Genomic DNA, 23492 nt, shown 5'->3' on the forward strand with positions numbered 1-23492 from the left:
ACATTCAATAAAGTGAGTAGAAAGTATAAATTTGATTACTGACTACTCACTTTCTTTTTTGCATAAATTTAAAGCGCTGATATATGAATGTCTTTGATCGTACGGTCCCGCCAATTGCTTATCCCGTTTCTGACTTTAATCTGACAAAACCTCAGAAGTATGTGCTGGATAACGGAATTGAAGTATTTGCATTGGATGCTTATACACAGCCAGTGTTGAGTATGCAGTTGATTTTTAGGGGAGGTAAGTTGACAGAGCGTGTACAAGGGGCGTCTTACTTTGCAGCTAAGATGCTTTTTGAAGGTACTACTCAATACTCAAGTGCTCAGATCTCACAAATGGTCGAAGATATGGGCGCTACAGTGTATGCACAAAATGCGTATGACCTTTTTACTATAGATGCCCATTGCCTTTCCAGATACTTACCTCAAGTATCACAATTGGTAGTAGAAGCATTTGAAGAAGCAACGTTTCCAGAAAAGGAGTTTGAGCATGCGCGTAGTGTAACATTGCAGAATAAGAAGATCAATAACGAAAAGAATAATATAATTGCTACCAGACTTTTCAGACAAGAAATGTATGGTAAAGATCATCCATATAGTTATGACCTGTCTGAGGAACAGATAAGCTCATTTGATAGAAAGGATGCATTAGCGTATTATCAGCAAGAAGTGTCAGGAAAAGAGTTTGTAATTTTTATTGCGGGAGCTGTCAAGGAGGAGGAGATAAAAGTATTGAATAGTACTTTTGGACAACTTAAACTGGAGGCTTCAACTCAGAATGTCGTATATCCTGACTTTGCATTGACTGAGGAAGGTTATCAAAAATATCAGGAAAGAGATCAGGCAGTTCAGACATCATTGCGAATAGGTAGGTCAACTTTTACCTTACATGGAGAAGACAGGGTGCCTTTTGCAGTAGCGAACGAAATATTGGGAGGTTACTTTGGGTCAAGGCTGATGCGTAATATTCGTGAAGACAAAGGTTTGACATACGGTATTTATGCAGGGCGTTACAATACGCATGACCAAGGACATTTTATGATTGCTTCGGATGTGCAGAAAAAGCAAAAAGATCTAGCCATTGAAGAAATCTATAAAGAAGTTCGTCAGTTGGTAGAGGTACCTGTTTCAGCAGAAGAGCTGTCATTGGTGAAATCTTATATGTCAGGTACATTTGTAATGTCAATTAATTCCTATATGTCCTTGTTGGATTATATGAGACAACTATATTTCAACGGATTTGATTTTGATTACTACGACCATTATGTCAGCAGACTGGATGCAGTAACTTCGGAACAGGTGCAAGAAATGGCTAAAAAATATTATAACGGTCCATTTATTGAGGTGGCAGTCGGATAATGGTGATTAATAGAGAAGGTATAAGCTCTTACTTATGAATAAACTAGGACTAATAGGTTTTCCGCTTAAACATTCATTTTCGCAGAAGTACTTTTCAGAGAAGTTTGAAAAGGAAAATATTGAAGGGTATGAATATCACCTCTATGAACTCCCTTCTATTTCAGAGCTTCCTAAGTTACTGAAAGAAGAAGAAGGGTTATTGGGTTTAAATGTAACCATTCCATACAAAGAACAGGTTATTCCTTTTCTGGACAAGCTGGATCCTGAAACTGCAGGTAAGATAGGTGCTGTCAATGTAATAAAAGTAGAAGAGGATGGGACACTTACAGGTTATAACTCAGATTACTTTGGTTTTGCTAATTCTTTAAAACGTTTTGTTTCAAAAGACGTAAAGAAGGCTCTGGTATTGGGTACAGGAGGAGCAGCCAAAGCTGTTAAGGCAGTACTTGAGAGTATGACTATTGAGTTTGTGAGTGTGTCCAGAACGAGAAGAGAAGGGGTAATTGCCTATGAAAACTTAACAGAAGAGGTAATGGCAAGCACACACCTGATAGTGAATACAACTCCATTGGGGACTTTTCCTGATGTAGAAAATGCACCAGATATTCCCTATCATTATTTGACAGCATCTCACTATTGTTACGACTTGGTATATAATCCATCTGAAACAGCATTTATGAAAAAAGCGGCAGCTTTTGGTGCCCACATAAAAAATGGAATGGAAATGCTTCAGGGTCAGGCAGAAGCAGCTTGGAGTATATGGCAGATGCAAGATTGATTTTTTAGCTTATTACTAAAAAAGTATATTTGTGAGAAAGTCTGATAAAAACCCATTTTTGGGTTTTTAACCATTTATAAAAGACTGATTTTTAATTGCAGAAGATAAGTTCTTAACTGGAACTTTAAAAAATCTAAAAGTGTCGCTGACATACAGTTTATACGATAAGACGCTTCTTCTTAAAATAGAAGGTGATCTTCTGGGTTTTGCAGAAGAAAAGGAACTCTACAAAGTTGCCGAAAGGCATCTCTCACAGACAACAAACTGCATTGTAGACACCTCTCAAATGGGGCACATCAATAGCAAAGGGTTGAGTATACTCGTTAGGATCCTAACTTTACTCGACAAGTCTTCGGGCACCATGGTACTGATATCCCCTCCATCTCAATTCAACAAACTCCTTAAAATTACAAAACTAGACAAAGTGTTTCTGACAGCAGAAAGCCGTTCAGAAGCTTTGAGAGTTTTACCATCCACATAAGGGATGTAGTGTTTAGGACAAATAATTCATGTAACAGATAAACATCAAATTCATAATTAGCATAAAATTATATTTCAATGGATATATTATTAGGAATGCAATGGGGGGATGAAGGAAAAGGTAAAGTAGTAGATTACCTTGCTCCCAAATACGATATAGTAGCGCGTTTTCAAGGTGGACCAAACGCTGGGCATACACTCGAGTTTGAAGGTAAGAAATTCGTACTGCACCAAATTCCATCAGGAGTATTCCAAGAAGGTACTGACAATGTGATTGGTAATGGTGTCGTACTGGATATCAGAATCCTTTGGGAAGAAATTAGCAAGCTTGAAGCAGCTGGGTTTGATGTAAAGGATAGGTTGCTGGTTTCTAAAAAAGCACACCTTATTTTACCATCACACAGACTGTTGGATGCAGCTTATGAGCAAAGCAAAGGTGAAAAGAAAATTGGTTCAACTCTTAAAGGTATTGGTCCAACATATCAGGACAAGTCAGCAAGAGTTGGATTAAGGACAGGTGATTTGTTTGCCGCTAACTTCCAAGAGAAATACAACACGTTGGTAGACAAGCATAAGACTACACTTGAGTTTTATCAATATGATTATGCTGAGCAACTAGCTGAACTGGAAAAGGATTTCTTTGAAGCAGTTGAGAAAATGAAGCAGCTGAAGTTTATCAATAGCGAATACTTTGTGAATGACGGTATTGATAGCGGAAAGAAAGTATTGGCTGAAGGAGCTCAAGGATCATTGTTGGATGTTGACTTTGGTTCATATCCATTTGTTACAAGCTCGAACACTTTTGCAGCTGGTGCTTCATCAGGATTGGGGGTTTCTCCTAATAAGCAGAAGAATGTTTATGGTATCTTTAAGGCATACTGTACAAGAGTTGGATCGGGACCTTTCCCTACTGAGCTGTTTGACGAGACAGGTAAGGAAATTCAGAAGATAGGTCACGAATTCGGCGCAACTACTGGTCGTGAACGTAGATGTGGTTGGTTGGACTTGCCTGCATTGAGATATGCTATTATGCTGAATGGGGCAACAGAGCTATTCATGATGAAAGCAGATGTTTTGAATTCATTCGAAGAAATCAAGGTATGTACTAAATACCGTATGAAGGATGGATCAGAAACAACTGAGGTTCCTTACGATTTAGAAGATGTAACAGAGCCTGTATATGAGACAATGAAAGGTTGGAATTGTGAAGTTGATCACAATAAATCTTTTGATGAGCTTCCTAAAGAGATGTTGGAGTATGTGAAGTTCATTGAGTCTTATGTAGGTATTCCTGTAACTATGGTTTCCTTAGGTCCAGACCGTACAGAAACTGTAATGAAATAATTATCCTTATATAAGTAAAAAGGGATGAAGTTAATAATTTAACTTCATCCCTTTTTTGTTACTGGAGTATTCTATTTTAATGACGACCTGATACTTTTTCCATAACCTGTTCTTTGCTGATTCGCCTTTCTACAATATCCTCTTTATTCAGGATGTATTCTTTATCATGCATTTTGGTCAATTTTCGTCCAAATAACAGTAGCATAATAAATACAGTAGTATAAGCTGAAATAGCATAGGTTAGGTCTGTAATTAGTCCTATAAAACAAAGTGTGCTTACAGAAGTCACCATTAGGTAAATTGTCAATACAGCATCTCTGGGGCTAAAACCAAACTTAACCAAAAGGTGAGATGAATGGTCCTTTCCCCCTCTTCAGCTGATACAGTTCCAGAGACAAGCTTGGTTTCAAAGCTGTCATTGTTCAACCTATCAGTTAGCAGGATCGTGTGAATAGCAGGACCTCCTACATTGAGGCGCGCAATCACACGCATTATTTTCACTTTATTTGGTTTTACTGTTGATTTAGCCATATCAAAATTCACCAGCTCGAAATAGTAATTTGCTGTCAAAATAGTTACAAAAGCTATTCCTCTTTATCAATATTAAAAAATTAGCTTTTGCTGTTACAGTGTATGGACTGAAGTAATTTTAAACTAACCAGTTACTAGCAAGTTTGTTGGAAATATTAGGATATTTCAGTCTTCACTTAGTCAAGTATAACGAGGTAATGACAAACACTATTGTACAATTGATGTATCAAAACAAGGAAAAGAAAAGGGGGTATAACTATAATATAAATTTGTTATAAAAACTTAAATAAGCAAATGTGCAGTGTGTTATTGTTTAATGAATCCTTATTTGAACTATTTGGTATAAAATATGATTATTCAGCTGTGAATTGACCCAATTGTAAATTTATTGAACTGATAATCAAACCCTTTCTTATTTCTCTTTGACTGTCTCTACTAGGCTTTCACAATTGACTTTTATCAAGAAGTTTGAAGCCATGTAATTAAAATTCTTTATCGAAAACTTTTACGGAATAAAAATATTATCATTGATGCTCGTTAAACTGTACAATTTTAGCATTTAATATGCTGAAAATGCGCAATTAATTCGCTTGAATTTTACATATACATGAACGTAATTGTGTAATATTAATTATTGAAATCATACAAAAGTTTAAATAAGAAAGTAATGAAAAAATTATTGGTGCCGTTTTTGGCTTTATTAATGGTAAGCTGTGGAATTAAGGAAGAGAATGAACAATTGAAGCAGCAGTTGGCAGAGATGGAGACTGAATTGGAAGCAAGCCGTCAAGCTGCCGAGACTTTGCAGGATGTAGGGGAGATGATTGATTCTATTGAAGATAGAAGAGAAATTTTGAAGCTTGACCTCGAAAAAGGCACTAGCTACGAAACATATAAAGATAGACTGGCAAAGTTGAACCAGTATATGGAAGAGTCTGAGCGTAAGTTGGAAGAAGCAGAGGCTATGATGGCTAAAGCAAATTCACAAAACTCAAGCTTCCAGAATACAATTCGCAGATTGAAAAAACAACTGAAGACTAGAGGCGAAGAAGTAGCTCAATTGAGTGAGCAAGTAGAGAAGTTCAAGTCAGAGAACACGGCATTGATCAAAACTGTAGACCTTCAGGCAAAAGAGTTGCAAGCACAGGATGACTCTATCAAGCAGAAAAGAGAAGAGTTGATGTTGCTTGAAAACCAAATTGAAGAAATGATGGTACAGGCTAAAAAGACAACTGCAGATGCTTTCTACGCACAAGCTGAGGCATTGGAAGAGGCTGCAAATAGAACTAAACTGGCTCCAAAGAAAAAGAAAGCGACATATGCTGAAGCTTTGGCTCTTTACAAAAAAGCATTTGAGGCAGGTAAGAAAGATGCCTATGCTAAAGTAGAGGAGATGGAAGAAAAAGTGAAGTAATTGTAATACATATACAAGAGATATAGCCCTCAGGACACCGTTGTTCTGAGGGCTTTTTTATGTTTGGTATATAACTGAGGGGTTAGTCATTACTCATTTAAATCCTTAACTTTGCACGTCTGTATATGGCTTCAGTTTGTAAGAAAGGCTTATAAATTATACAGAAAGGTACTGTGGTCTATTGATGTCTGTAGGCTTATTTTCGTTAGGAATAATTATGAGAAGAGAGGTTGAATACGTAGTCTCGCCAGAAGTGGCATTTGACGAACAAAATTTCAGGAATTTCATCATCAATAAAGTAAAACTGTCTGATTCAGATGAGTTGCATATTCGAATGGTGAGAAGGTCGGTTGATGCTCGTTCCAGAAATATCAAAATCAATGTTAAGGCAGAAATTTTTGAAGGTGAGCCTCCTTCAGACTTAATATCCTACCGAAGAGACTACCCTAATGTAAGTGATGCAAAACGTGTAATTATTGTAGGAGCGGGCCCTGCAGGAATGTTTGCTGCATTGCGTCTTCTTGAACAGGGAATAAAACCGATTCTACTGGAAAGAGGCAAGGATGTGCAGGAAAGAAGGCGAGATCTGGCTAACATCAATAAGAAGAATATCGTTAATCCGGATTCCAATTACTGTTTTGGAGAGGGAGGTGCAGGTACTTATTCAGATGGTAAACTTTATACCCGAGCGAAGAAGCGAGGTGACTTCGTGCGTATCATGGAAATTTTTGTAGCTCACGGAGCTACGTCAGAAATATTGGTAGATGCCCATCCACATATTGGTACTAACAAGTTACCAAAAGTGGTAGCAGAAATACGCCAAAGTATCCTGAATGCAGGTGGTGAAGTTCACTTTGATACAAGGGTAGAGGATTTCATATTGGATGGTGACCGTATCAAGGGAGTAGTTACACAACAAGGAGACCGACTAGAGGGAGAGGCTGTGATTTTGGCAACAGGTCACTCAGCCCGAGATATATTTATTTTGCTTCGTGATAAGGAAATTGAGATTGAAACAAAGCCATATGCTTTAGGAGTTAGGATTGAACACCCGCAAAGTATTATAGATGGTATTCAATACCACTGTAATGGTGACCGTGGACCATACTTGCCAGCAGCTTCTTATACTTTGGTTAATCAAGTGCAGTTTGAAGGAAAAGAAAAAGGTGTTTTTTCATTCTGTATGTGTCCAGGTGGTTTTATAGTTCCTTCTGCAACAGCACCTGGAGAGGTAGTAGTGAATGGCATGTCTCCATCAAGACGTGATTCAAAATTTGCCAATTCAGGAATTGTAGTGGCTGTGGATGAGGATGATTTCAAACCATTCTACAAAGAGCATGGTGTATTGGCAGGTATGGCATTCCAGCAGGCAATTGAGCAGCAAGCTTGTGTAGTTGCAGGAGGAACTCAACAAGCTCCGGCACAACGTTTAGGGGATTTTGTAGAAGGGAGAGTTTCCAATGCCTTAAATGAGACATCTTATCAGCCGGGGCTGGTATCGGCTGATATGAGAACAGTGTTGCCTGAACAGATAGCGCATAGGCTTAAATATGGCTTTAAGGCATTTGGAAAGAAAATGAAGGGATACCTGACCAACGAAGCTCAAATTGTGGGTGTGGAAAGTAGAACCTCATCACCAGTAAGAATTCCACGAGATAGACTGACACATGAGCACCCTCAGATCAAAGGTTTGTTCCCATGTGGAGAAGGAGCAGGTTACGCAGGTGGAATTGCATCGGCAGCAATGGATGGAGAAAGGTGTGCGGAATTGGCAGCTCAACTCTATTGTGGTGTTTCATAAACTCAACCGAATGATTTGACAGGTAGTTGATAACCTGAATAGATGTTTTAAAAATCAGACGCATAAAGCATGAAAGTGAACATAGCAGATATCCGACTAGACTATGCGAAAAAAGAACTCAGTGAAGAAGATTGCTTAGCCAATCCTATCGAGCAGTTTAATATGTGGATGGAGGAAGCGATCAAGTCAGAGGTGAATGAGCCGACGGCAATGACAATCTCTACTGTTTCTCCAGAAGGACGACCTGCTGCTCGAACAGTTCTTTTGAAAGGAGTGGAAGATAACCAGTTTGTGTTTTATACTAACTACAACAGCCGAAAAGGCACGCATTTGTTGTCAAATCCTGTGGCTGCTTTGACTTTCTTTTGGCCTGAGCTTGAGAGACAGGTAAATATTGAAGGAACAGTAACTAGAGTTTCTGATGTTAAGTCTGACGAATATTTTGCAAGCAGGCCCTATAAAAGTAGAGTCGGAGCATGGGCTTCAGAGCAGAGTAGTGAAATAACTTCTAAAAATATTATTTTGAAGCGCTTTGCGACTTATGCAGCAAAGTATCTCACACATGTACCTCGTCCACCGCATTGGGGTGGTTTTGCTATTTCTCCAGACCGAATTGAATTTTGGCAAGGCAGGCCTAGTAGACTTCATGACAGGGTACTTTATACGTTGGATGAAAACGGTAATTGGAACAAAAAAAGGTTAGCACCTTGATATCATGGCTTTTTTGCTGAAAGTTTTAAATCCTGCGAACTTTTCAGCATATTTTTTGATATTGATTAGACTCTTATAATTCAACTTTTACCCAGCTGGTAACATAATGATAATCACAGGGCAAAAGCCAATTGAGAATCATTTGTTTTATTAGCGCCCAATACCACTTACTAATTTTAATATCACATGATTCAATCAAAAGAACCATTAAGCCAGGTCAAAGAAGAAATAATTTATTCTACTCAAACTATGGAGTCAAGAGCATTTGTTGTTGAAGGTGGCCGCAAGTTAAGCGGAGAGATTGTACCACAAGGTGCGAAAAATGAAGCACTGCAGATTTTATGTGCAGTACTGCTGACAGAAGAAAAAGTAACCATCCATAATATCCCAAATATTCTGGATGTGATGAAGCTGATTGAAATTCTTGGAGACTTGGGTGTACAAGTAACAAAACTTGGAGAAGGCTCTTATGAATTTATTGCAGACAATGTAAATATAGAATATCTGGAGTCACCAGAGTTTAACCAAAAAGCGGCAAAGTTAAGAGGTTCAATCATGGTATTGGGACCACTGTTAGCTCGCTATGGTTACGCAAAGGTACCTAAGCCAGGTGGAGATAAAATTGGTCGTAGAAGACTGGACACGCACTTCTTGGGCTTTACCAAATTAGGAGCATCATTTGAATATGATGAAAACGATGCTTTCTACAAGATAGATGCGAGTAGCCTTGAAGGTAAATACATCTTATTAGATGAGCCGTCTGTTACAGGTACTGCCAACGTGATTATGGCAGCCGTTATGGCAAAGGGAGTTACTACGATCTATAATGCAGCTTGTGAGCCTTACATCCAGCAGCTTTGCCGTATGCTGAATCGTATGGGAGCTAATATTGAAGGAGCGGGTTCTAATTTACTTAAGGTAGAAGGTGTTGAAAGATTGGGTGGAACGACTCACACCATGTTGCCTGATATGATCGAGATCGGGTCATTTATCGGTATGGCAGCTATGACTGGTTCAGAGCTGACAATCAAGGATTGCCGTCTGGATCAGTTGGGACAAATTCCTGCCACATTCCAGAAGCTAGGTATCCAGATGGAATTCCGTGGAGATGACATCTATATTCCTGCTCAGGAAAACTATAAGATTGATCGTTTCATTGATGGCTCTATCCTGAACATCGCCGATGGACCTTGGCCAATGTTTACACCAGACCTTTTGAGTATCATCCTTGTATCTGCGATCAAGGCGAAAGGAACAGTATTGGTTCACCAGAAGATGTTTGAAAGCCGTTTGTTCTTCGTGGATAAGCTAATCGATATGGGAGCGCAAATTATCTTGTCAGATCCGCACAGAGCAACTGTGATTGGTTCAAACAATGAGCGTCCACTTCGTGGCATTTCAATGACTTCTCCTGACATCCGTGCTGGTGTGGCACTGCTGATTGCAGCAATGGCAGCAGAAGGAGAGAGTACGATCTACAATATTGAACAGATTGACAGAGGTTACCAGTTTATTGACCAGCGTCTGAATGCGCTTGGAGCCAATATCCGTAGAGTATAATCTGATCAAAATTTATAAAGGTAAAAGCCCTGTATGCTTAAGTATACAGGGCTTTTTTGTTATTATTGTGAGATTATCACCTTCGCGATTCTTCCGTTGCTTCCACAAGCCCAACCTGTCTGACTGTTTTTAGGGAAAGAGATGGCATAGTAGCTTTCCTTATCAGTATTTTTCCATGCTTTGCCTCCATTCTCTGAAATATCTGTTCCATAACGGCTAACCGCAACAACAATGTCGCTGTTAGGAACATACTTCACGGATGATTTATAACCAGCCGTAGCATTTTCTTTCAGTATACTCCAAGTCTTGCCACCATCTTCAGTAATCACAAGAGATTGGTTATTGGCTACACTGTCCTGAAAGTTACCTCCAATGGCAATACCATTCATGCTGTCCTTGAAGTCCATTCCATAGATTCCTTGAGGACCATTACCTTGTAGCATAGGAGTATCATAAGCAGTCCAGTTACTGCCTTTGTCTGAGGAATAGAATACTCTTGCTTTGGCTCCTCCTGTCCCGATCCATACACAACTGTCATTTTGGGCAATGATACCGCTTCCGCTTGCGGCAAACCCAGCTTCCCCTTCAGCAACTACAGGCCCTTCAATTTCACTCCAGTTGTTTCCTCCGTCATTTGTTTGGATCATGAAAAGCTTGCCGTCAATCGGGTCACTGAATGCGATACCACGGTCTTTATCCCAGAAATCCATCCCGTCAAAAAAGACAGCAGGAGATTCATTGTTGTAAGTACGTGTCCAGTTTTTACCGGCATCTGTTGTTTTGTAAACACGACCTGGTGAACCAGCAGAAATAACAATCACTGTTGTATCATTCAGTACCTCTATATCACGGAAATCCAACTTTTCAGTATCTGCAATGCTGTCCACTTCCCAGTTAAGTCCGCCGTCAGCAGTATGAACAAAAGTCCCATTGGAGCCACTTAGCCAAATCACCTTGTCGCTGTAGGCGTGGATTCCACGGAAGGATGCATTGGTTGGCAGTTGGTGCTTTTCCCAAGTCAGCAGAGGTGTATCTGTTGCTTGTTCAGTTGTAGTATTTGAGTTATTGCAAGCCGTAAGAAAGCCCAACCCTAAAATGAAATATAAGTATTTCATAGAAAAAATTAAAAAGTTTGGAAGTCAGTTTAAACCTTCTCCATTGCTTGTGGTCTAAGCAACAGAAATCAACTAAAGACACCCAATAAAGAACAAAAACCTTATGAAAGCAAAAGGACTAAAAATCATCGGAGCCGTAGCAGCATTTGTGTTGGTCGCTTTTTCAACACAGGATGTAGCGGCACAGTCAGTGGCAAAAAGGCAAGTAAGACAGCAGGCAAGAATTTCAGAAGGAGTGAAAAGTGGAGAACTTACAAGAAGAGAAGCTAGAAACCTGAGACAAGACCAAAGAGATGTCAAGCAAATGAAAAAACTGGCCAAAGCAGATGGCAAAGTAACCTGTGGAGAGAGGGCTGTAATCAGAAGTGAGCAACGTCAGGCAAACCGTGAGATATATAGAAAGAAACACAACGGAAGAGATAGAAACTGATCACTGCTGTGTTGTTGGATAAATAAAAAAGGGAGCTTATCAGGCTCCCTTTTATATATGTCTTATGCACAAGCAATTTTATCAACTCGCTTTTGGTGTCTTCCACCTTCAAACTCAGTTGTCAGGAAAGTATCCACAAACTTTTTCGCATCATCCAGAGAAATAAACCTAGCAGGCAATGCCAATACGTTAGCGTTGTTGTGCTGACGGCAAAGTGCCGCGATTTCGTTCTCCCAGCAAAGCGCAGCTCTGATACCTTGGTGCTTGTTGGCAACGATTGATACACCAACCCCGCTTCCACAGATTATAACACCTCTTTCATACTCACCAGCCTCGATCGCATCAGCCAGCGGGTGAACATAATCAGGGTAGTCACAAGACTCAGCAGAGAAAGGACCGAAGTCTTTTACCTCATGTCCATTTTCCTCTAAATACTTTACAAGTTCTTCTTTGTACTCATAACCAGCGTGGTCGCCACCAATCGCGATTTTCATAACGATGTCGTTTATTTATCCAAACCTAAATTTTCAATTAAAAGGACAATTCCTTTTGATGCTGCAAATATAAGGAAAACCCTAGTATGGTCTTACTGATTGCAGAAAAGTTGATCGAACACTTTATCCAGTTCCTTTTGTGCTACTTTCTGGCTGAAATGCGCGAGGGCTACTTCTTGCCCTTTTTTTCCTATCGTACTAGCCCGCTCTTTATCCGTGAGTGCTGCTTGTATAGCATCTGCAATCTCTTGAGCTTGTGCCCCCGGCTGTACCATAAAGGCATTCTCCCCATTTTTCAAGTAGTAGGTGTTGTCGCCAAGTGCAGCACATAGGATTGGCCTGCCCGTAGCCAAGTACTCACTCAGCTTGGTGGAGAAACCAGTACTACTCCATTCATCGTCTTTTCGGATACCGATCAACAGGTTTGCTTTGGCTAGCTTTCCTTTTAGTTCAGCAAAAGGAGTAAAACCAAGCATCTTGACCTGCTCGTCCAGCCCATTGGACTTGATAAGTTGGTTGATAGATTCCATATAGGCAGGGTTCCTTTTGTTGTAGCCGATCATATGGTAATTGACAAGCAAGTTACGGTCCTTCAGAATACGGATCGCTTTGATCACCTCTTCAACTTCGTCGAACCCATAAAAGCCACCCGAATACATTAGCAGCGGAATATCATGGTTGTTGTCATCATTTGTACAGTCCCAATACTCAGGTTTAATGATGGTTGGGATCAATGTGATGGGCACCTTTCCTTGAGTCAGCTGAGCGTATTTTTCCTTTAGGTAATTGGAGATTACAATCAAGTGATCGGCTTGTTTGGTCAGGCGGTTATCCGCAAAGCTTTGGTTGGCATAGATTAGTTTCCGCTTCAGCCCTGATCCTTTTACACGTTCATCTTCATAGGAGTGAACCGTCTTGATAGACAGTTGATGAGCCAGCCTGCTGAGTGGGTAGATCAAGTGCGCAGCAGAATGGTTAAACCAGAGGATATCAATAGGCTCTTCCGCATGCAATGCCTTGATACGGTCACGCATCAGGAAGACAGCACTAAGCTTTTTGGTGAAGAATTTATATCCTTCAGGTTTTTTTGTAGTACCAATAATATATTCAAAAGGAGCGCCATCAATATCACCAGTCAGTTGAAGCATATCGGGAGAAACACTGCCATGGCTATGTTCAAGTAGGAGTCTTACCTTGTGTCCCATTCCCCTCAAGGCCGCCACCAGTGTTTTCAGACGGGTAGTATTGCCGCCACCTTCAGGCAGGTCAGCAGCCGTAGCGAATACAATGTTCAGTTTCTTTGTCATGTTAGTTGTTTCGACTTCAGGTCGACAGGCATGAGATGTTAGAAATTCTTAAAGTCTTATGTCTAGCGTCTTACCTCTCAAGTCTTATCTCTTTTTTATTACTTTTGCTAATAAGTTATGTATCAGTAAATGAGTGACTTATCCTATTGTGTGTGGATACGGTGTGGACAAATCACATATTATGTATCACAGATATGCGCAAATTAACTTGTTGGAAGCCCGTCTAAAAGCAGATACAAAGAAAATTCAATTATATGCCGTGATGGTTCATGCTGGGTAACAAGACTATGCCAGTCTATGTGTCTGACAATATATATAATATTTCTTGGACATAAGGGTGGTAGTAGTCTAGCATATATGGGGTAGCGCTAAATGGGAGACAAATAGGAGAAAGATACCAGTTAGGCTAGCTTATGTATTTTGGTGATGTGTTGGACAATTACAATGTTGGTCAGTGGAGGAGGGGAAGAACCTGCTGCTCCTTCAGGCCGGTGTACTGGCAGAACTCCGTAATGGTGACGAGTTGCTTTGGCTCCTTGCCGTACTCCTTGCGGATATCGGAGAGGATGCGGCGGGCGGTGCGTTCGCTTTTGCCGGTCAGGAGCTGGATGTCCTTGGGGTAGATGCAGATTCTTTTCATTCTTGAGGGTCAGGTTAACATTGATTACAAGATAAGGATCAGGGAGGTGAGTCGGGAGGACAATGGCGGTAATTTCCTGCCATAACGGTCAGGGTGGTCGGTGGGGTTTGGAGTTGTGGTGGCTGGTGGGGTATTATCGGGGAAAGGCTCCCAAAGGTGATGCCTTCTTTCAACCAGTGTTTAACCTAATTACGATAACAGCCTATGGCAACGGTACAGAACCCGATTATCGGCAGGGCAAGCGGCACAATGGCCAATGCAGTGTTTTCCACCTGGAAGGGCATCAATGTGCTCAAGTCCAAGCCGCTTTCCAACAACTCCAACACAGATGCGCAGCAGAAACAGCGTGGCTTCTTCAAGACGGTGGTCTCGATGCTGAAGTATTTTTCTCAGGCGGCAAGGGTTGGTTTTTATGAAAGGGCGCAGGGTACTTCCTACACACCTTGGAACCTGTTTGTGAAGGGCAATACGGCGGCGTTCACTTGGGATGAGGCCAACGGGACGGTGGTGCTGGATGCAACGAAGTTTACGGTAAGTGATCCGGCGGGTAATGTGCTGGACACGACAGGTGGAACAGCCACTGGTGACTATACCAACATTACGCTGAACTTCCCTGCCAATGCAAATGCCAACTACCATATCCTGATGCTGAACCAGAACAGCTACACGCCTGAGGGGGTTGTGGTGCACGAAGGGCAGTTGGATGCCACAGGGCAGGCGGTGATTCCGAGGAACTGGGATGATTCGGATGAGTATGATGTATTCTACTTTTTGGATGATGGGGTGAATGTGAGCCGCAGTGCGGGTTTCTTGATTTCGTAACAGTTTTTTGCTTGCATGGATATATGAATGGGCAGGACCACAGGCTTCGGGAGGGGCTTGTGGTTTTTGTTTAGGGATTAAATATGCTACTTTTTTGAAATTGTAATAGAACTAATACCAATTGGTTAATGTTTACAAAACGAAAATTGGTAACATTTTAAGCAGTAGTATCCATTTGGTCAAAAACCTTTTTTTAGTCTTCTAATGTTTCAAAAAGCATGAAGCTGATGACTCACTGCTGATAGACCCGTCTAAAACACCCTCTGTGGAAATATTTGTTTCATATCCCACTCACTTGAACATAATTTGAGATAAACTATGAAGAAAATAAAGCTACTACCTATGGTAAGTGCCATAGGGGTTATGGCATTCCATTTACTTTTTGTTGCCTGTAACCAATCCAAAGACAATGAAAACAAGGATGAAGCTACTCAAGTGGATAAAGGTACTACGGTGAGTGTTACGAAAGAGAACTTTGCCTTTGCTATGGCTGACCTGGCTATGCAGAAGGAGTTTGTACAGGGAGCTGATAATACATGGAATCACCATCGAAAGCCTATGCCGCTAAATGAACAACCTGCTCCGCTGATGAATCGGGATACGGATTATTCCTTTGCCATACTGGATGGTGGTGGTGATGTGGCGATTACCTTGCCGGAGACAGATGGGCGTTATATGTCCTTGCATATAGTAAACCATGACCATGTAACTGTGAAGGTGTTTTATGGTCCGGGCAGGTATGTGATTCCTTCTTCTGAAACGACGGATTTCTATTGGGCAAATGTACGAATACAGGTCAACCCGAATGATCCAGCGGATATTAAGAAGGTAAATGGGTATCAGGACCAGCTACAGTTAGAATTTTTGAATGGGTACCAACCCAAGTCATTTAAGGTGACTGACTGGAATATGGAGGAATTCAAGAAGGTACTTCAGCACTATGTGGAGATTGCAGGGAAAGAAGGGGTACGTGGAACGATGGGAACAGTGGACAATCCGGTTTCGCTGGAAGACCGTAATAGGGGTGTCTCCATTGCGACAGGGCTACTTCCTGACAAGGATGCTGTTTACCTGACTGAGAAGTATGAGGTGGAAAAGGGAATAGCCTATAAGGCTACCTATCAGGTGCCTGATATGAAAGACCCCAAGCTTGGCTTTTACTCTGTGACCATCTATGGGGACGACCAGTACCTAAAGACTGATAAAGGTTCGACCATCAGCAATACCGAAATCAAGCTGAACCCTGACGGTAAGACCTTTGACCTCTATTATATACTTGAAGACCAGTTTGACCAGTCAAAGCACCAAAATAAGCTGCTGGTACCTACCCAACCTTTCTGGATTTGTTTCAGGGTTTATATGCCTGGGGAGCCGGTAGTGAATGGGGACTATAAGTTGCCGAAAATTGAGGTGGCCCAATGATACAATGACACTTTTCATCTTGAGATAAAAAGGCAATGAATGAATAAGGTAGGACCACAGGCTTCGGGAGGGGCTTGTGGTTTTTTTTGTTCAATATACTTTGTCCTTACCATTGGAAACTTACGTTGTTTGGAAGTCCTGTAGGAGGGCCAGATATTGAGAATATTTCTTTGCTGTTTTATGTTATAAAGTTACGAATACTTTAATCTGATCAGGATTATGGGGAGCAGGAAAGAAATACCGCCAACCCTCAAACAGGAGATGTACGCCTTGTATATTGAGGAACTTGAAGCCTTGGTAGATAATCAGGAGCTGTTGGATGATATTGAAAACAGGATAGAACAGCTGGAAACAGCTTGTAACCTATTCTCCTTTTTCTTTGAACGTGGTTATTACGAATTGCTTGACATTGAGACCTTGCAGCTGTATGGTGCTTCCGTCTTGGTAAGTGACCATTTGTATAGGGCTTGTCTCCGTGGGGAATGGGTTTTTTATGATGGCGAAAATTACTTGACAAAAAATAATCTTAAGCATGCTTCTGAATACTTTTTTCAGCGAGGTGAATGGTTATTGGGTCAGTGTCATGAACTGCTGGCAAGCCACTTAAATGTATTGAACAGTGGAGACGAAATGAGTACGGTTGATAATGGAAGGCTTCTTCTGTTTTAGAAGGGTGTTTATTTCATTGTCCCTGTATTAGCAGTGAGGGAGGTAGTCTTTTTGGGATGGACAGCGTTCTTTTTCCATATGGGGCAATTTGTGATATTGGTTACTATCTTTGATTTAAACCAAAAGGACAGATATGAAACCAATACTTGCAATTGTAATGCTGATAGGCTTGTTGGCTGGTACAGCTTTGGGACAGGATAAGAAAAAGGTGGAAACCTTGACAGTGCAGACCTCCATACTGTGCGACCACTGTTTACAATGTGGCAGCTGTGGCGCCAATATTACGGATGAGATTTACCGGAACAAGGGGATCAAGAAGGTGACTGTAGATCCTGCGAAACAGACGATCACTGTGATTTACAAGCCGGATAAAACAACGCCTGATGGCATCAGGCAGTCTATTGCGGCGGCAGGGTTTGATGCGGATGATGTGAAGGCGGAGACAGCTGCGTATGAGCAACTGGATGGCTGCTGCAAGAATGAGGAGTAAGGTAGTATAGAGCTTGTATGGTATGCTCTGTAGGGAGGATAAGTAATAACAGCTACCCAAGAAACATAGGTAGCTGTTATTTTTTTGCAAATTGTATGACTTGCTATGTCAGGGATATGGGGTTTAGCCAAATGATATAGCAGCTTATATTTTAATCTGAGTGATGGGTTTATAGGATGGATTGAAATCCATCGCTATTGTATCTTGCCCTTTCAGGTAGACAAAGGAACTCTGAATATATCATGTATGCACGATTACCCTGTTGACCAATGAATGCTGCCAATTAGTTTGGCATAGGTTCTATTGGTGGAAACTAAGTGATAGTTTACGTTATTTTACCTACCCTCGTTGTACAAGGTATACCAAGTAAGCTATGTACAGGAACACAAATAAGTAGCCGGTAGCACGGCTGATTTGGGGTTTCCTACCCACGATTACGGCAAATAACAGCATAGTGCTGGAGAAGATGACAGTCAGGATGTCCATATTGTTGACTATGTCAAACGGTAGCGGCCTGATCAGGGCACTGATACCAAGAATCCAGAGGATGTTGAAGATGTTGGAACCGATGACGTTGCCTACTGCAATATCGGCTTTGCCTTTTCGTGCAGCTACTACAGAGGTGACCAGTTCAGGTAGCGAAGTCCCGATCGCGACAACGGTAAGTCCGATAAAGGTTTCGCTAAACCCGAGTGCAGAGGCAATGACCACAGCGCCATCGACAATCCATTTACCTCCTACAAACAGGCCTAGGACACCCGCACCAATCAACAGCAGTGACTTGCCCATAGGCAGGAGGGCAATTTCCTCTTCCTCGTTTTCGGTTTCATCCTTTGAACGTGCTATTACAGCGATATAAAACATGAACAGGGCAAAGAAGAGCAGCAGCATTCCTCCATCAAACCGGCTAAGAGAAAGTCCTTGTCCATCTGTAAACAGGTTGGCATTGGCCAAGAAGCCTACCATAAAGGTAGCTACGAGTGAGATAGGAATCTCAGTGAAGTAGATGCTGCGCTGAATGGGTAGTGGACGGACGATAGCGGAGAAGCCCAAAATCAGCAGTACGTTGGCTATGTTGCTACCAAAGACGTTACCAATGGCAAGCTCTGCACTGCCTTCAAAACTTGCCAGCAGGTTGACGATCAGTTCTGGCATGCTGGTGCCAAAGGAGACAATCGTAAGGCCAATGACCAGCTCGGAAAGTTGGTAACGTTTGGCTATGGAAGAAGCTCCCTCGACCAGGTAGTCAGCTCCTTTGATGAGCAGCACGAAGCCGATGACAAATAGTACGTATGTTAGCATAGTTTCTGATGTTTTGGATTAGCTAAGATACGGTAATGCTATTGATAAGTTGTTGCCTGCTGTGTTAAAAAGTGAGCTATTGCTTTTTTACGACAATAGCCACTGCTTGGCTTCCTTTTGGGTGGAGAACCACTGGAACTGGATGGGTAGTTGGTTGATCAGTCGGGTGATTTTGGATTTCATGTCATCGGTGAATTGTGGTGACCTTGGAGAGTCTCCCACAACATAGGCTACTTTCTGGAGTGCTGACTCATAAAAAACGGACAGCCATGCATCGGCTGCTGTTGTCATGATGCTGTCTGAGGAGTATTTTGGGTACTCACCAAGGTCTATAAGCCATAGGTGTGGGATGGATAGGTAACAGCGGGTTAAATAGCTTAGGAGGGAACAACAATGAATGAACCTGTCCCTATAGATCTATGTTATGCATTTAATTAAAGAACCCTCTCCCTGCAAAGCCCACAACAAAACTAGGGAGTACAATTATTTGTGACTCTGACTCTATGCTACTTTGCTATGATAAAATTTAACTGGCTTCTATTGGTATTACTATTCTTTAGTCTCATAAGTAGTGCCCAAGTAAAAAGCGATTATGACAAGGACACGGATTTCTCCAAGTACAAGACCTATTCCTTTGAAGGATGGCAGAAGGACAGTGACCAGCAATTGAACGATTTTGATAAGGAACGTATTCAGAATGCGCTCAAATCAGAATTTGACAAACGTGGCATGACCCTGATTGAAGGTGATGCAGATGCGAAGATTGCTTTATACCTGGTTCTTGATAAAAAGGAAAGTACCACTGCCTATACTGATTTTATGGGAGGAATGGGGTATGGACCACGTTGGGGTTGGGGAATGGGAGCTGGAGGTATGGCTACCACGACCTATAGTGAAAATGACTATTTGGAGGGAACGTTGGTTGTTGATATGTATGACTCGCAAAACAATGATCTAAAATGGCAAGGGGTCTTGACAACCATTGCGAACGAAAAGCCTAAGAAAAGAGAGAAATCCATACCCAAGAAGATTAAAAAACTGATGAAGAAGTATCCGATTCCCATCAAATAGTGATTTGGTGAGACAGGGTGTATATAGACTATTGCACTACTCCTTATAACACTCACATCATTAAAACTCAAGACTATGAAAACACTCACTTTTACCTTGATATTAGGTTTTTTTTTGACTAATTCTCTAATGGCGCAAGAAGAACAGGTTGTTCTCAAAAGAGTAGCAAGCACAGAAGTTCCAGTAGAAGTGACATCAGCTATTGAAGAAGACTTTCCTGATGCCGTAGTGGATGAAATTGCCATTGTTCCGGAGGATGTCTATGTCAATGAATGGACGGTGTCCAGTGTACGGGGCAAATCCAACCCTAACGAGGAAGTTCATTACTATGCGATCAAGTTGTATGGAGACAGGTCTCATGCGGAAGTTGTGTATGATGATAAGGGAGACATTGTCAACTATAAGGAAGTTATTACGGATGAAGCACTACCGGCTTCTATCAGGAATTATATTGGAGAAAACTACAATGGCTGGGCATTTATCAAAGACAAGGAGGTAATCAAGAAAACGCCAAAGGGAGAAGCTGATATGTATACGGTTACAATCAGGAAAGATAAAAAGACTAAGACGTTACATTTTGATGGAGAGGGCAGACCTGTAAAATAAGTCCAAATAACAGTGTGAACACAACCTTGTCTTAGCTTACCCCAAAATAACTGTGCCTTTCAAATTAGTAACGAAACGTTATGAGATACTCTTAATGGTCTATACCATTATCCCACCTTTTGTATTCTGGTAATTTCTAAATGAATCAAGTCTACTTACAATGCAAAACAATTTTATGATGAAGCGAAACATATTCTTATCATTTATACTGATAGGCCTACTCAGTATTTCCATACAGGAAGCTGTAGCCCAAAAAAAAGAGCGACCGAAGAAACCCAACATTATCATGTTGATTTCGGATGATACAGGTTGGGGGGATTTGGGTATCTATGGAGGAGGTAAGGGAAGGGGAATGGCGACTCCGAACCTTGACCGCCTTGGTAATGAAGGGATGCAATTTTGGTCATTCTATGGGCAGCCCAGCTGTACGCCCGGCAGGGCAGCGATGCAGACTGGTCGAATTCCAAACCGGAGTGGGATGACTACTGTAGCATTCCAAGGACAGGGAGGTGGACTTCCTGCCGCTGAATGGACAGTGGCATCTGTCCTGAAAAAGGCAGGGTACAAAACCTATTTTTGTGGTAAATGGCATTTGGGTGAAGATGAGTATGCTATGCCAATTGCCCATGGCTATGACAAGATGGAGCATGTGGTACTCTACCACCTTAATGCTTATACCTATGCTTTCCCTTCTTGGAATCCGGATATGACACCAGAAATGACCGAATTTTTCAAGAAGGTAACCACAGGTGTTTTGGAAGGTGAAGCTGGTGGCAAGACAAGGGAAGTGGAGAAGGTGACGGAAGAGAATATTGCCGAGCTGGACATGAAAATGACAGACAAGGCACTCGAACGACTGGAGGAATATGCCAAAGGGAGCGAACCATTCTTTATGAGTATCAACTTTGCCAAGAACCACCAGCCCAACCTGCCGTCCAAGCAGTTTGAAGGAAAATCAGATGCCAGAACCAAGTATGCCGATGCTGTAGTGGAAATGGATTACAATGTGGGGCGTATCATGGATAAGGTACGTGAGCTGGGCATAGATGAGAACACTTTTGTGATTTATACAGTAGATAACGGTGCATGGCAGGACGTGCATCCTGATGCGGGTTACACGCCTTTCAGGGGATCAAAAGGTAATGACAGGGAAGGTGGCAGCAGGGTGCCGGCTATCGCCTGGTGGCCAAATCAAATTGAGGCAGGCAGTGACAGCCATGAAATTGTGGGCGGTTTGGACCTGATGGCGACGTTTGCCAGTCTGGCAGGGATTGAGTTACCGAAACAGGACAGGGATGGCAAGGCGATGATTTTTGATAGCATTGATATGTCTAATGTCCTTTTCAAAGAGGGAGAGCCGTTACGTAATAAGTGGTTCTATTTTACGGAGACAGAACTTTCGCCAGGAGCGGTAAGGTATGAGCGCTGGAAGGCAGTCTTCAATACCCGTGGAGACAATGGTGCGATGGCTGGTAGTGATATGCCTGGTCAGGAATTGGGTTGGAGAGGAGATCAGGAGTATGTCGCAACAGTGCCAGCCATCTATAATATATGGCAAGACCCTCAGGAGCGGTATGACCTGTTTATGAACAGCTTTACGGAAAAGACCTGGACATTGGTCATATTCAACAAGGCGATTCAGGATTTAATGAAAAGTTATATTGATTACCCTCCAAGAAAACTACAAAGTGAAGTGTTTACAGGGCCTTTGACGATTGAACGTTTCAGAACACTTGAAAAAATAAAAGAATATATGGACCAGAAAGGTGTGAAACTGCCTGAGCTGGAGCCAAGCAAGAAGTAATCTATGACAGGTTATAAAGTGGTGGTGTACCGTTTTATAACCTGTTCACTTTTTTACGACAATAGCCACTGCTTGGCTTCCTTTTGGGTGGAGAACCACTGGAACTGGATGGGTAGTTGGTTGATCAGTCGGGTGATTTTGGATTTCATGTCATCGGTGAATTGTGGTGACCTTGGAGAGTCTCCCACAACATAGGCTACTTTCTGAAGTGCTGACTCATAAAAAACGGACAGCCATGCATCGGCTGCTGTTGTCATGATGCTGTCTGAGGAGTATTTTGGGTACTCACTAAGGTCTATAAGCCATAGGTGTGGGTTATTGCGCTGAAAGCAGATGATGGATAGGTCCCTTTCATTGTAGTGGATGGCGGATTCTGGATGTAAAGGGGGCTTTATCAGTTCTGTCACCATCAGCTGCTGCTCTTGGTAGTATTTGTGTATAAAGTAGTTTGAGAGTGCTTTCATTTGTTCTGTTAGTTTGTGTATTCCGGCAAAGGGAAATGTAAGTGTGTTTTATAGTAATACAATAGACAAAAGTAATGATGGATGGTGAATAAAACACGCTACCTCCAATAGGGGTAGCGTGTGTTCTTTATGGTAAATGAGAGATTAGGGCATATGGCTCAAGTGTATGAGCGCATATGGATCTCTATAGGGAGAACAAGTATTTTGGGTTGCTGGTTTTGGAAATTTTGTGTGGCTGCTTATTTTGACTAAAGCATTTATAATTAGCAGAGGCATTCTTTGTGCTAACTATCTTTTATTTAACCTAAAGTATTGTGACTAACCGAGACCTACCAACCCCCAATAAGGTGTATAAGGCACTGAAAAATTCATTGGGCGAGGTTTATTTTACGGGACATACGGATGTATATAGTGGGGTTTTGTATGTAAGGTGTGTGGGGGTTGAGCTGACTTCTGATGAGCTGATCGCTGCAAGTACACTGACATTGGAGTTGTTGCGCCAGTACGAGCTTCGGTGTTTGCTGTTTGATATGAGCTGTTACATGGGAGGTTGGGAGGAGACTTATGATTGGCAAAAGCGAGTGTGGATACCGTCTGTTCATGAATTGGGGTTAAAGCGGTATGGGCTTGTTATGTCCAGTAACCTTTTTGGTCAGCTATCGGCTGAGCATTCCTTGGCTATGGAGGGGATGCAGACTGAACAGCTGGAGAGTCGGTTGTTTTTGAGTAGGAAAGAGGCTTTGGGTTGGCTTAATGGGTGTTGTAGTGCTTGTGAAAGAATACGAGAACTTTGTTCGTAATACAAGTTGTGAGAGATACAGCTTATTATATGCTCTTCTAGTTCTATTTCCTTGATGAAAAAGAAGCAAAAAATCA

General features: G+C 41.7%; 26 protein-coding genes. 17 read left to right on the top strand and 9 right to left on the bottom strand.

All coding sequences use genetic code 11. The annotated features are described in order from the left end of the window. The first annotated feature begins 83 nt into the window (after positions 1-83). The 4 genes from V6R21_RS30290 to V6R21_RS30305 all read left to right on the top strand — a co-directional run bounded on the left by V6R21_RS30290 (position 84) and on the right by V6R21_RS30305 (position 3963). Complete coding sequence (locus V6R21_RS30290) at positions 84-1361, top strand: M16 family metallopeptidase (RefSeq protein WP_334247236.1); 1278 nt, start codon at positions 84-86, stop codon at positions 1359-1361. Positions 1362-1395: 34 nt separating this feature from the next. After that, complete coding sequence (locus V6R21_RS30295; RefSeq protein ID WP_334247237.1) at positions 1396-2139, top strand: shikimate dehydrogenase family protein; 744 nt, start codon at positions 1396-1398, stop codon at positions 2137-2139. Between the two features lie 139 nt (positions 2140-2278). Beyond that, the gene (locus V6R21_RS30300) at positions 2279-2620 is read left to right on the top strand and encodes an STAS domain-containing protein (protein ID WP_334247238.1); all 342 of its coding nucleotides are present in this window, start codon (positions 2279-2281) and stop codon (positions 2618-2620) included. A gap of 71 nt (positions 2621-2691) precedes the next feature. Continuing rightward, a complete protein-coding gene (locus V6R21_RS30305) occupies positions 2692-3963 on the top strand; it encodes an adenylosuccinate synthase (protein WP_334247614.1) in 1272 nt (423 codons plus the stop codon). Between the two features lie 76 nt (positions 3964-4039). On the opposite strand, the gene V6R21_RS30310 is transcribed toward V6R21_RS30305, so the two are convergent. Beyond that, a complete protein-coding gene (locus V6R21_RS30310) occupies positions 4040-4255 on the bottom strand; it encodes a hypothetical protein (RefSeq protein ID WP_334247239.1) in 216 nt (71 codons plus the stop codon). Positions 4256-4266: 11 nt separating this feature from the next. Next, the gene (locus V6R21_RS30315) at positions 4267-4494 is read right to left on the bottom strand and encodes a hypothetical protein (RefSeq protein WP_334247240.1); all 228 of its coding nucleotides are present in this window, start codon (positions 4492-4494) and stop codon (positions 4267-4269) included. A 667-nt stretch (positions 4495-5161) separates the two neighbouring features. Here V6R21_RS30315 and V6R21_RS30320 point away from each other — a divergent pair. From V6R21_RS30320 to murA, 4 genes are all read left to right on the top strand, one after another. After that, positions 5162-5908 carry a hypothetical protein gene (locus V6R21_RS30320; protein WP_334247241.1) on the top strand — a complete coding sequence of 249 codons (747 nt, stop codon included), beginning with the start codon at positions 5162-5164 and terminating at the stop codon, positions 5906-5908. A gap of 217 nt (positions 5909-6125) precedes the next feature. Continuing rightward, on the top strand, positions 6126-7709 hold the full coding sequence (locus V6R21_RS30325; RefSeq protein ID WP_334247242.1) for an NAD(P)/FAD-dependent oxidoreductase: 1584 nt from the start codon (positions 6126-6128) through the stop codon (positions 7707-7709). A gap of 69 nt (positions 7710-7778) precedes the next feature. Next, entirely contained in the window at positions 7779-8420 is a 642-nt protein-coding gene (gene pdxH / locus V6R21_RS30330; protein WP_334247243.1) for a pyridoxamine 5'-phosphate oxidase, read from the top strand. Positions 8421-8669: 249 nt separating this feature from the next. Continuing rightward, positions 8670-9980, top strand: a complete 1311-nt coding sequence (gene murA / locus V6R21_RS30335; RefSeq protein ID WP_334247244.1) for a UDP-N-acetylglucosamine 1-carboxyvinyltransferase — start codon at positions 8670-8672, stop codon at positions 9978-9980. A 62-nt stretch (positions 9981-10042) separates the two neighbouring features. Here murA and V6R21_RS30340 read toward each other — a convergent pair whose 3' ends face one another. Continuing rightward, a complete protein-coding gene (locus tag V6R21_RS30340; RefSeq protein ID WP_334247245.1) occupies positions 10043-11095 on the bottom strand; it encodes a WD40/YVTN/BNR-like repeat-containing protein in 1053 nt (350 codons plus the stop codon). A 103-nt stretch (positions 11096-11198) separates the two neighbouring features. Here V6R21_RS30340 and V6R21_RS30345 point away from each other — a divergent pair, with 103 nt between their 5' ends. Further along, positions 11199-11525, top strand: a complete 327-nt coding sequence (locus V6R21_RS30345) for a hypothetical protein (protein WP_334247246.1) — start codon at positions 11199-11201, stop codon at positions 11523-11525. Between the two features lie 62 nt (positions 11526-11587). Here the strand turns inward: V6R21_RS30345 and rpiB are convergent, their stop codons facing one another. The 3 genes from rpiB to V6R21_RS30360 form a co-directional block, all read right to left on the bottom strand. Continuing rightward, positions 11588-12025: a ribose 5-phosphate isomerase B gene (rpiB, locus tag V6R21_RS30350; RefSeq protein WP_334247615.1), complete on the bottom strand. Its 438-nt coding sequence runs from the start codon at positions 12023-12025 to the stop codon at positions 11588-11590. 86 nt (positions 12026-12111) lie between these two features. After that, positions 12112-13326 (bottom strand): glycosyltransferase family 4 protein, encoded by a 1215-nt coding sequence (locus V6R21_RS30355; RefSeq protein ID WP_334247247.1) that lies wholly within the window; start codon positions 13324-13326, stop codon positions 12112-12114. 451 nt (positions 13327-13777) lie between these two features. After that, positions 13778-13966 (bottom strand): hypothetical protein, encoded by a 189-nt coding sequence (locus V6R21_RS30360; RefSeq protein ID WP_334243336.1) that lies wholly within the window; start codon positions 13964-13966, stop codon positions 13778-13780. A 249-nt stretch (positions 13967-14215) separates the two neighbouring features. Here V6R21_RS30360 and V6R21_RS30365 point away from each other — a divergent pair, with 249 nt between their 5' ends. The 4 genes from V6R21_RS30365 (at position 14216) to V6R21_RS30380 (ending at position 17369) form a co-directional block, all read left to right on the top strand. After that, the gene (locus V6R21_RS30365) at positions 14216-14788 is read left to right on the top strand and encodes a DUF6266 family protein (RefSeq protein WP_334247616.1); all 573 of its coding nucleotides are present in this window, start codon (positions 14216-14218) and stop codon (positions 14786-14788) included. A 318-nt stretch (positions 14789-15106) separates the two neighbouring features. Continuing rightward, positions 15107-16210 carry a DUF1254 domain-containing protein gene (locus tag V6R21_RS30370; RefSeq protein WP_334247248.1) on the top strand — a complete coding sequence of 368 codons (1104 nt, stop codon included), beginning with the start codon at positions 15107-15109 and terminating at the stop codon, positions 16208-16210. Between the two features lie 219 nt (positions 16211-16429). Continuing rightward, complete coding sequence (locus tag V6R21_RS30375; RefSeq protein WP_334247249.1) at positions 16430-16879, top strand: hypothetical protein; 450 nt, start codon at positions 16430-16432, stop codon at positions 16877-16879. Positions 16880-17012: 133 nt separating this feature from the next. Beyond that, on the top strand, positions 17013-17369 hold the full coding sequence (locus tag V6R21_RS30380; protein WP_334247250.1) for a heavy-metal-associated domain-containing protein: 357 nt from the start codon (positions 17013-17015) through the stop codon (positions 17367-17369). 339 nt (positions 17370-17708) lie between these two features. On the opposite strand, the gene V6R21_RS30385 is transcribed toward V6R21_RS30380, so the two are convergent. After that, positions 17709-18671, bottom strand: a complete 963-nt coding sequence (locus V6R21_RS30385; RefSeq protein ID WP_334247251.1) for a calcium/sodium antiporter — start codon at positions 18669-18671, stop codon at positions 17709-17711. 87 nt (positions 18672-18758) lie between these two features. Then, a complete protein-coding gene (locus V6R21_RS30390) occupies positions 18759-18962 on the bottom strand; it encodes a hypothetical protein (RefSeq protein ID WP_334247252.1) in 204 nt (67 codons plus the stop codon). A gap of 225 nt (positions 18963-19187) precedes the next feature. Between V6R21_RS30390 and V6R21_RS30395 the strand changes: the two genes are divergently transcribed. From V6R21_RS30395 to V6R21_RS30405, 3 genes are all read left to right on the top strand, one after another. After that, a complete protein-coding gene (locus V6R21_RS30395) occupies positions 19188-19742 on the top strand; it encodes a DUF4136 domain-containing protein (RefSeq protein WP_334247253.1) in 555 nt (184 codons plus the stop codon). A 75-nt stretch (positions 19743-19817) separates the two neighbouring features. Further along, entirely contained in the window at positions 19818-20348 is a 531-nt protein-coding gene (locus V6R21_RS30400; protein WP_334247254.1) for a hypothetical protein, read from the top strand. A 178-nt stretch (positions 20349-20526) separates the two neighbouring features. Beyond that, entirely contained in the window at positions 20527-22152 is a 1626-nt protein-coding gene (locus V6R21_RS30405; protein ID WP_334247255.1) for an arylsulfatase, read from the top strand. A gap of 53 nt (positions 22153-22205) precedes the next feature. Here the strand turns inward: V6R21_RS30405 and V6R21_RS30410 are convergent, their stop codons facing one another. Next, on the bottom strand, positions 22206-22616 hold the full coding sequence (locus V6R21_RS30410) for a hypothetical protein (protein WP_334247256.1): 411 nt from the start codon (positions 22614-22616) through the stop codon (positions 22206-22208). 314 nt (positions 22617-22930) lie between these two features. Between V6R21_RS30410 and V6R21_RS30415 the strand changes: the two genes are divergently transcribed. Next, a complete protein-coding gene (locus V6R21_RS30415; RefSeq protein ID WP_334247257.1) occupies positions 22931-23416 on the top strand; it encodes a hypothetical protein in 486 nt (161 codons plus the stop codon). Positions 23417-23492 lie beyond the last annotated feature (76 nt).

The organism is Limibacter armeniacum (assembly GCF_036880985.1).
GTDB classification, from domain to species: Bacteria; Bacteroidota; Bacteroidia; order Cytophagales; family Flammeovirgaceae; genus Limibacter; species Limibacter armeniacum.

What these genes read in the sequence shown, in the direction of transcription:
- V6R21_RS30370 (WP_334247248.1), top strand. Translation starts at nt 15,107, where the DNA reads ATGAAGAAAATAAAGCTACTACCTATGGTAAGTGCCATAGGGGTTATG.
- V6R21_RS30405 (WP_334247255.1), top strand. Translation starts at nt 20,527, where the DNA reads ATGAAGCGAAACATATTCTTATCATTTATACTGATAGGCCTACTCAGT.
- V6R21_RS30365 (WP_334247616.1), top strand. Translation starts at nt 14,216, where the DNA reads ATGGCCAATGCAGTGTTTTCCACCTGGAAGGGCATCAATGTGCTCAAG.
- V6R21_RS30375 (WP_334247249.1), top strand. Translation starts at nt 16,430, where the DNA reads ATGGGGAGCAGGAAAGAAATACCGCCAACCCTCAAACAGGAGATGTAC.
- murA (WP_334247244.1), top strand. Translation starts at nt 8,670, where the DNA reads ATGGAGTCAAGAGCATTTGTTGTTGAAGGTGGCCGCAAGTTAAGCGGA.
- V6R21_RS30315 (WP_334247240.1), bottom strand. Translation starts at nt 4,494, where the DNA reads ATGGCTAAATCAACAGTAAAACCAAATAAAGTGAAAATAATGCGTGTG.
- V6R21_RS30380 (WP_334247250.1), top strand. Translation starts at nt 17,013, where the DNA reads ATGAAACCAATACTTGCAATTGTAATGCTGATAGGCTTGTTGGCTGGT.
- V6R21_RS30390 (WP_334247252.1), bottom strand. Translation starts at nt 18,962, where the DNA reads ATGACAACAGCAGCCGATGCATGGCTGTCCGTTTTTTATGAGTCAGCA.
- V6R21_RS30320 (WP_334247241.1), top strand. Translation starts at nt 5,162, where the DNA reads ATGAAAAAATTATTGGTGCCGTTTTTGGCTTTATTAATGGTAAGCTGT.
- V6R21_RS30410 (WP_334247256.1), bottom strand. Translation starts at nt 22,616, where the DNA reads ATGAAAGCACTCTCAAACTACTTTATACACAAATACTACCAAGAGCAG.
- V6R21_RS30395 (WP_334247253.1), top strand. Translation starts at nt 19,188, where the DNA reads ATGATAAAATTTAACTGGCTTCTATTGGTATTACTATTCTTTAGTCTC.
- V6R21_RS30325 (WP_334247242.1), top strand. Translation starts at nt 6,126, where the DNA reads ATGAGAAGAGAGGTTGAATACGTAGTCTCGCCAGAAGTGGCATTTGAC.
- V6R21_RS30345 (WP_334247246.1), top strand. Translation starts at nt 11,199, where the DNA reads ATGAAAGCAAAAGGACTAAAAATCATCGGAGCCGTAGCAGCATTTGTG.
- V6R21_RS30360 (WP_334243336.1), bottom strand. Translation starts at nt 13,966, where the DNA reads ATGAAAAGAATCTGCATCTACCCCAAGGACATCCAGCTCCTGACCGGC.
- V6R21_RS30400 (WP_334247254.1), top strand. Translation starts at nt 19,818, where the DNA reads ATGAAAACACTCACTTTTACCTTGATATTAGGTTTTTTTTTGACTAAT.
- V6R21_RS30340 (WP_334247245.1), bottom strand. Translation starts at nt 11,095, where the DNA reads ATGAAATACTTATATTTCATTTTAGGGTTGGGCTTTCTTACGGCTTGC.
- V6R21_RS30295 (WP_334247237.1), top strand. Translation starts at nt 1,396, where the DNA reads ATGAATAAACTAGGACTAATAGGTTTTCCGCTTAAACATTCATTTTCG.
- V6R21_RS30385 (WP_334247251.1), bottom strand. Translation starts at nt 18,671, where the DNA reads ATGCTAACATACGTACTATTTGTCATCGGCTTCGTGCTGCTCATCAAA.
- V6R21_RS30310 (WP_334247239.1), bottom strand. Translation starts at nt 4,255, where the DNA reads ATGGTGACTTCTGTAAGCACACTTTGTTTTATAGGACTAATTACAGAC.
- V6R21_RS30290 (WP_334247236.1), top strand. Translation starts at nt 84, where the DNA reads ATGAATGTCTTTGATCGTACGGTCCCGCCAATTGCTTATCCCGTTTCT.
- V6R21_RS30355 (WP_334247247.1), bottom strand. Translation starts at nt 13,326, where the DNA reads ATGACAAAGAAACTGAACATTGTATTCGCTACGGCTGCTGACCTGCCT.
- pdxH (WP_334247243.1), top strand. Translation starts at nt 7,779, where the DNA reads ATGAAAGTGAACATAGCAGATATCCGACTAGACTATGCGAAAAAAGAA.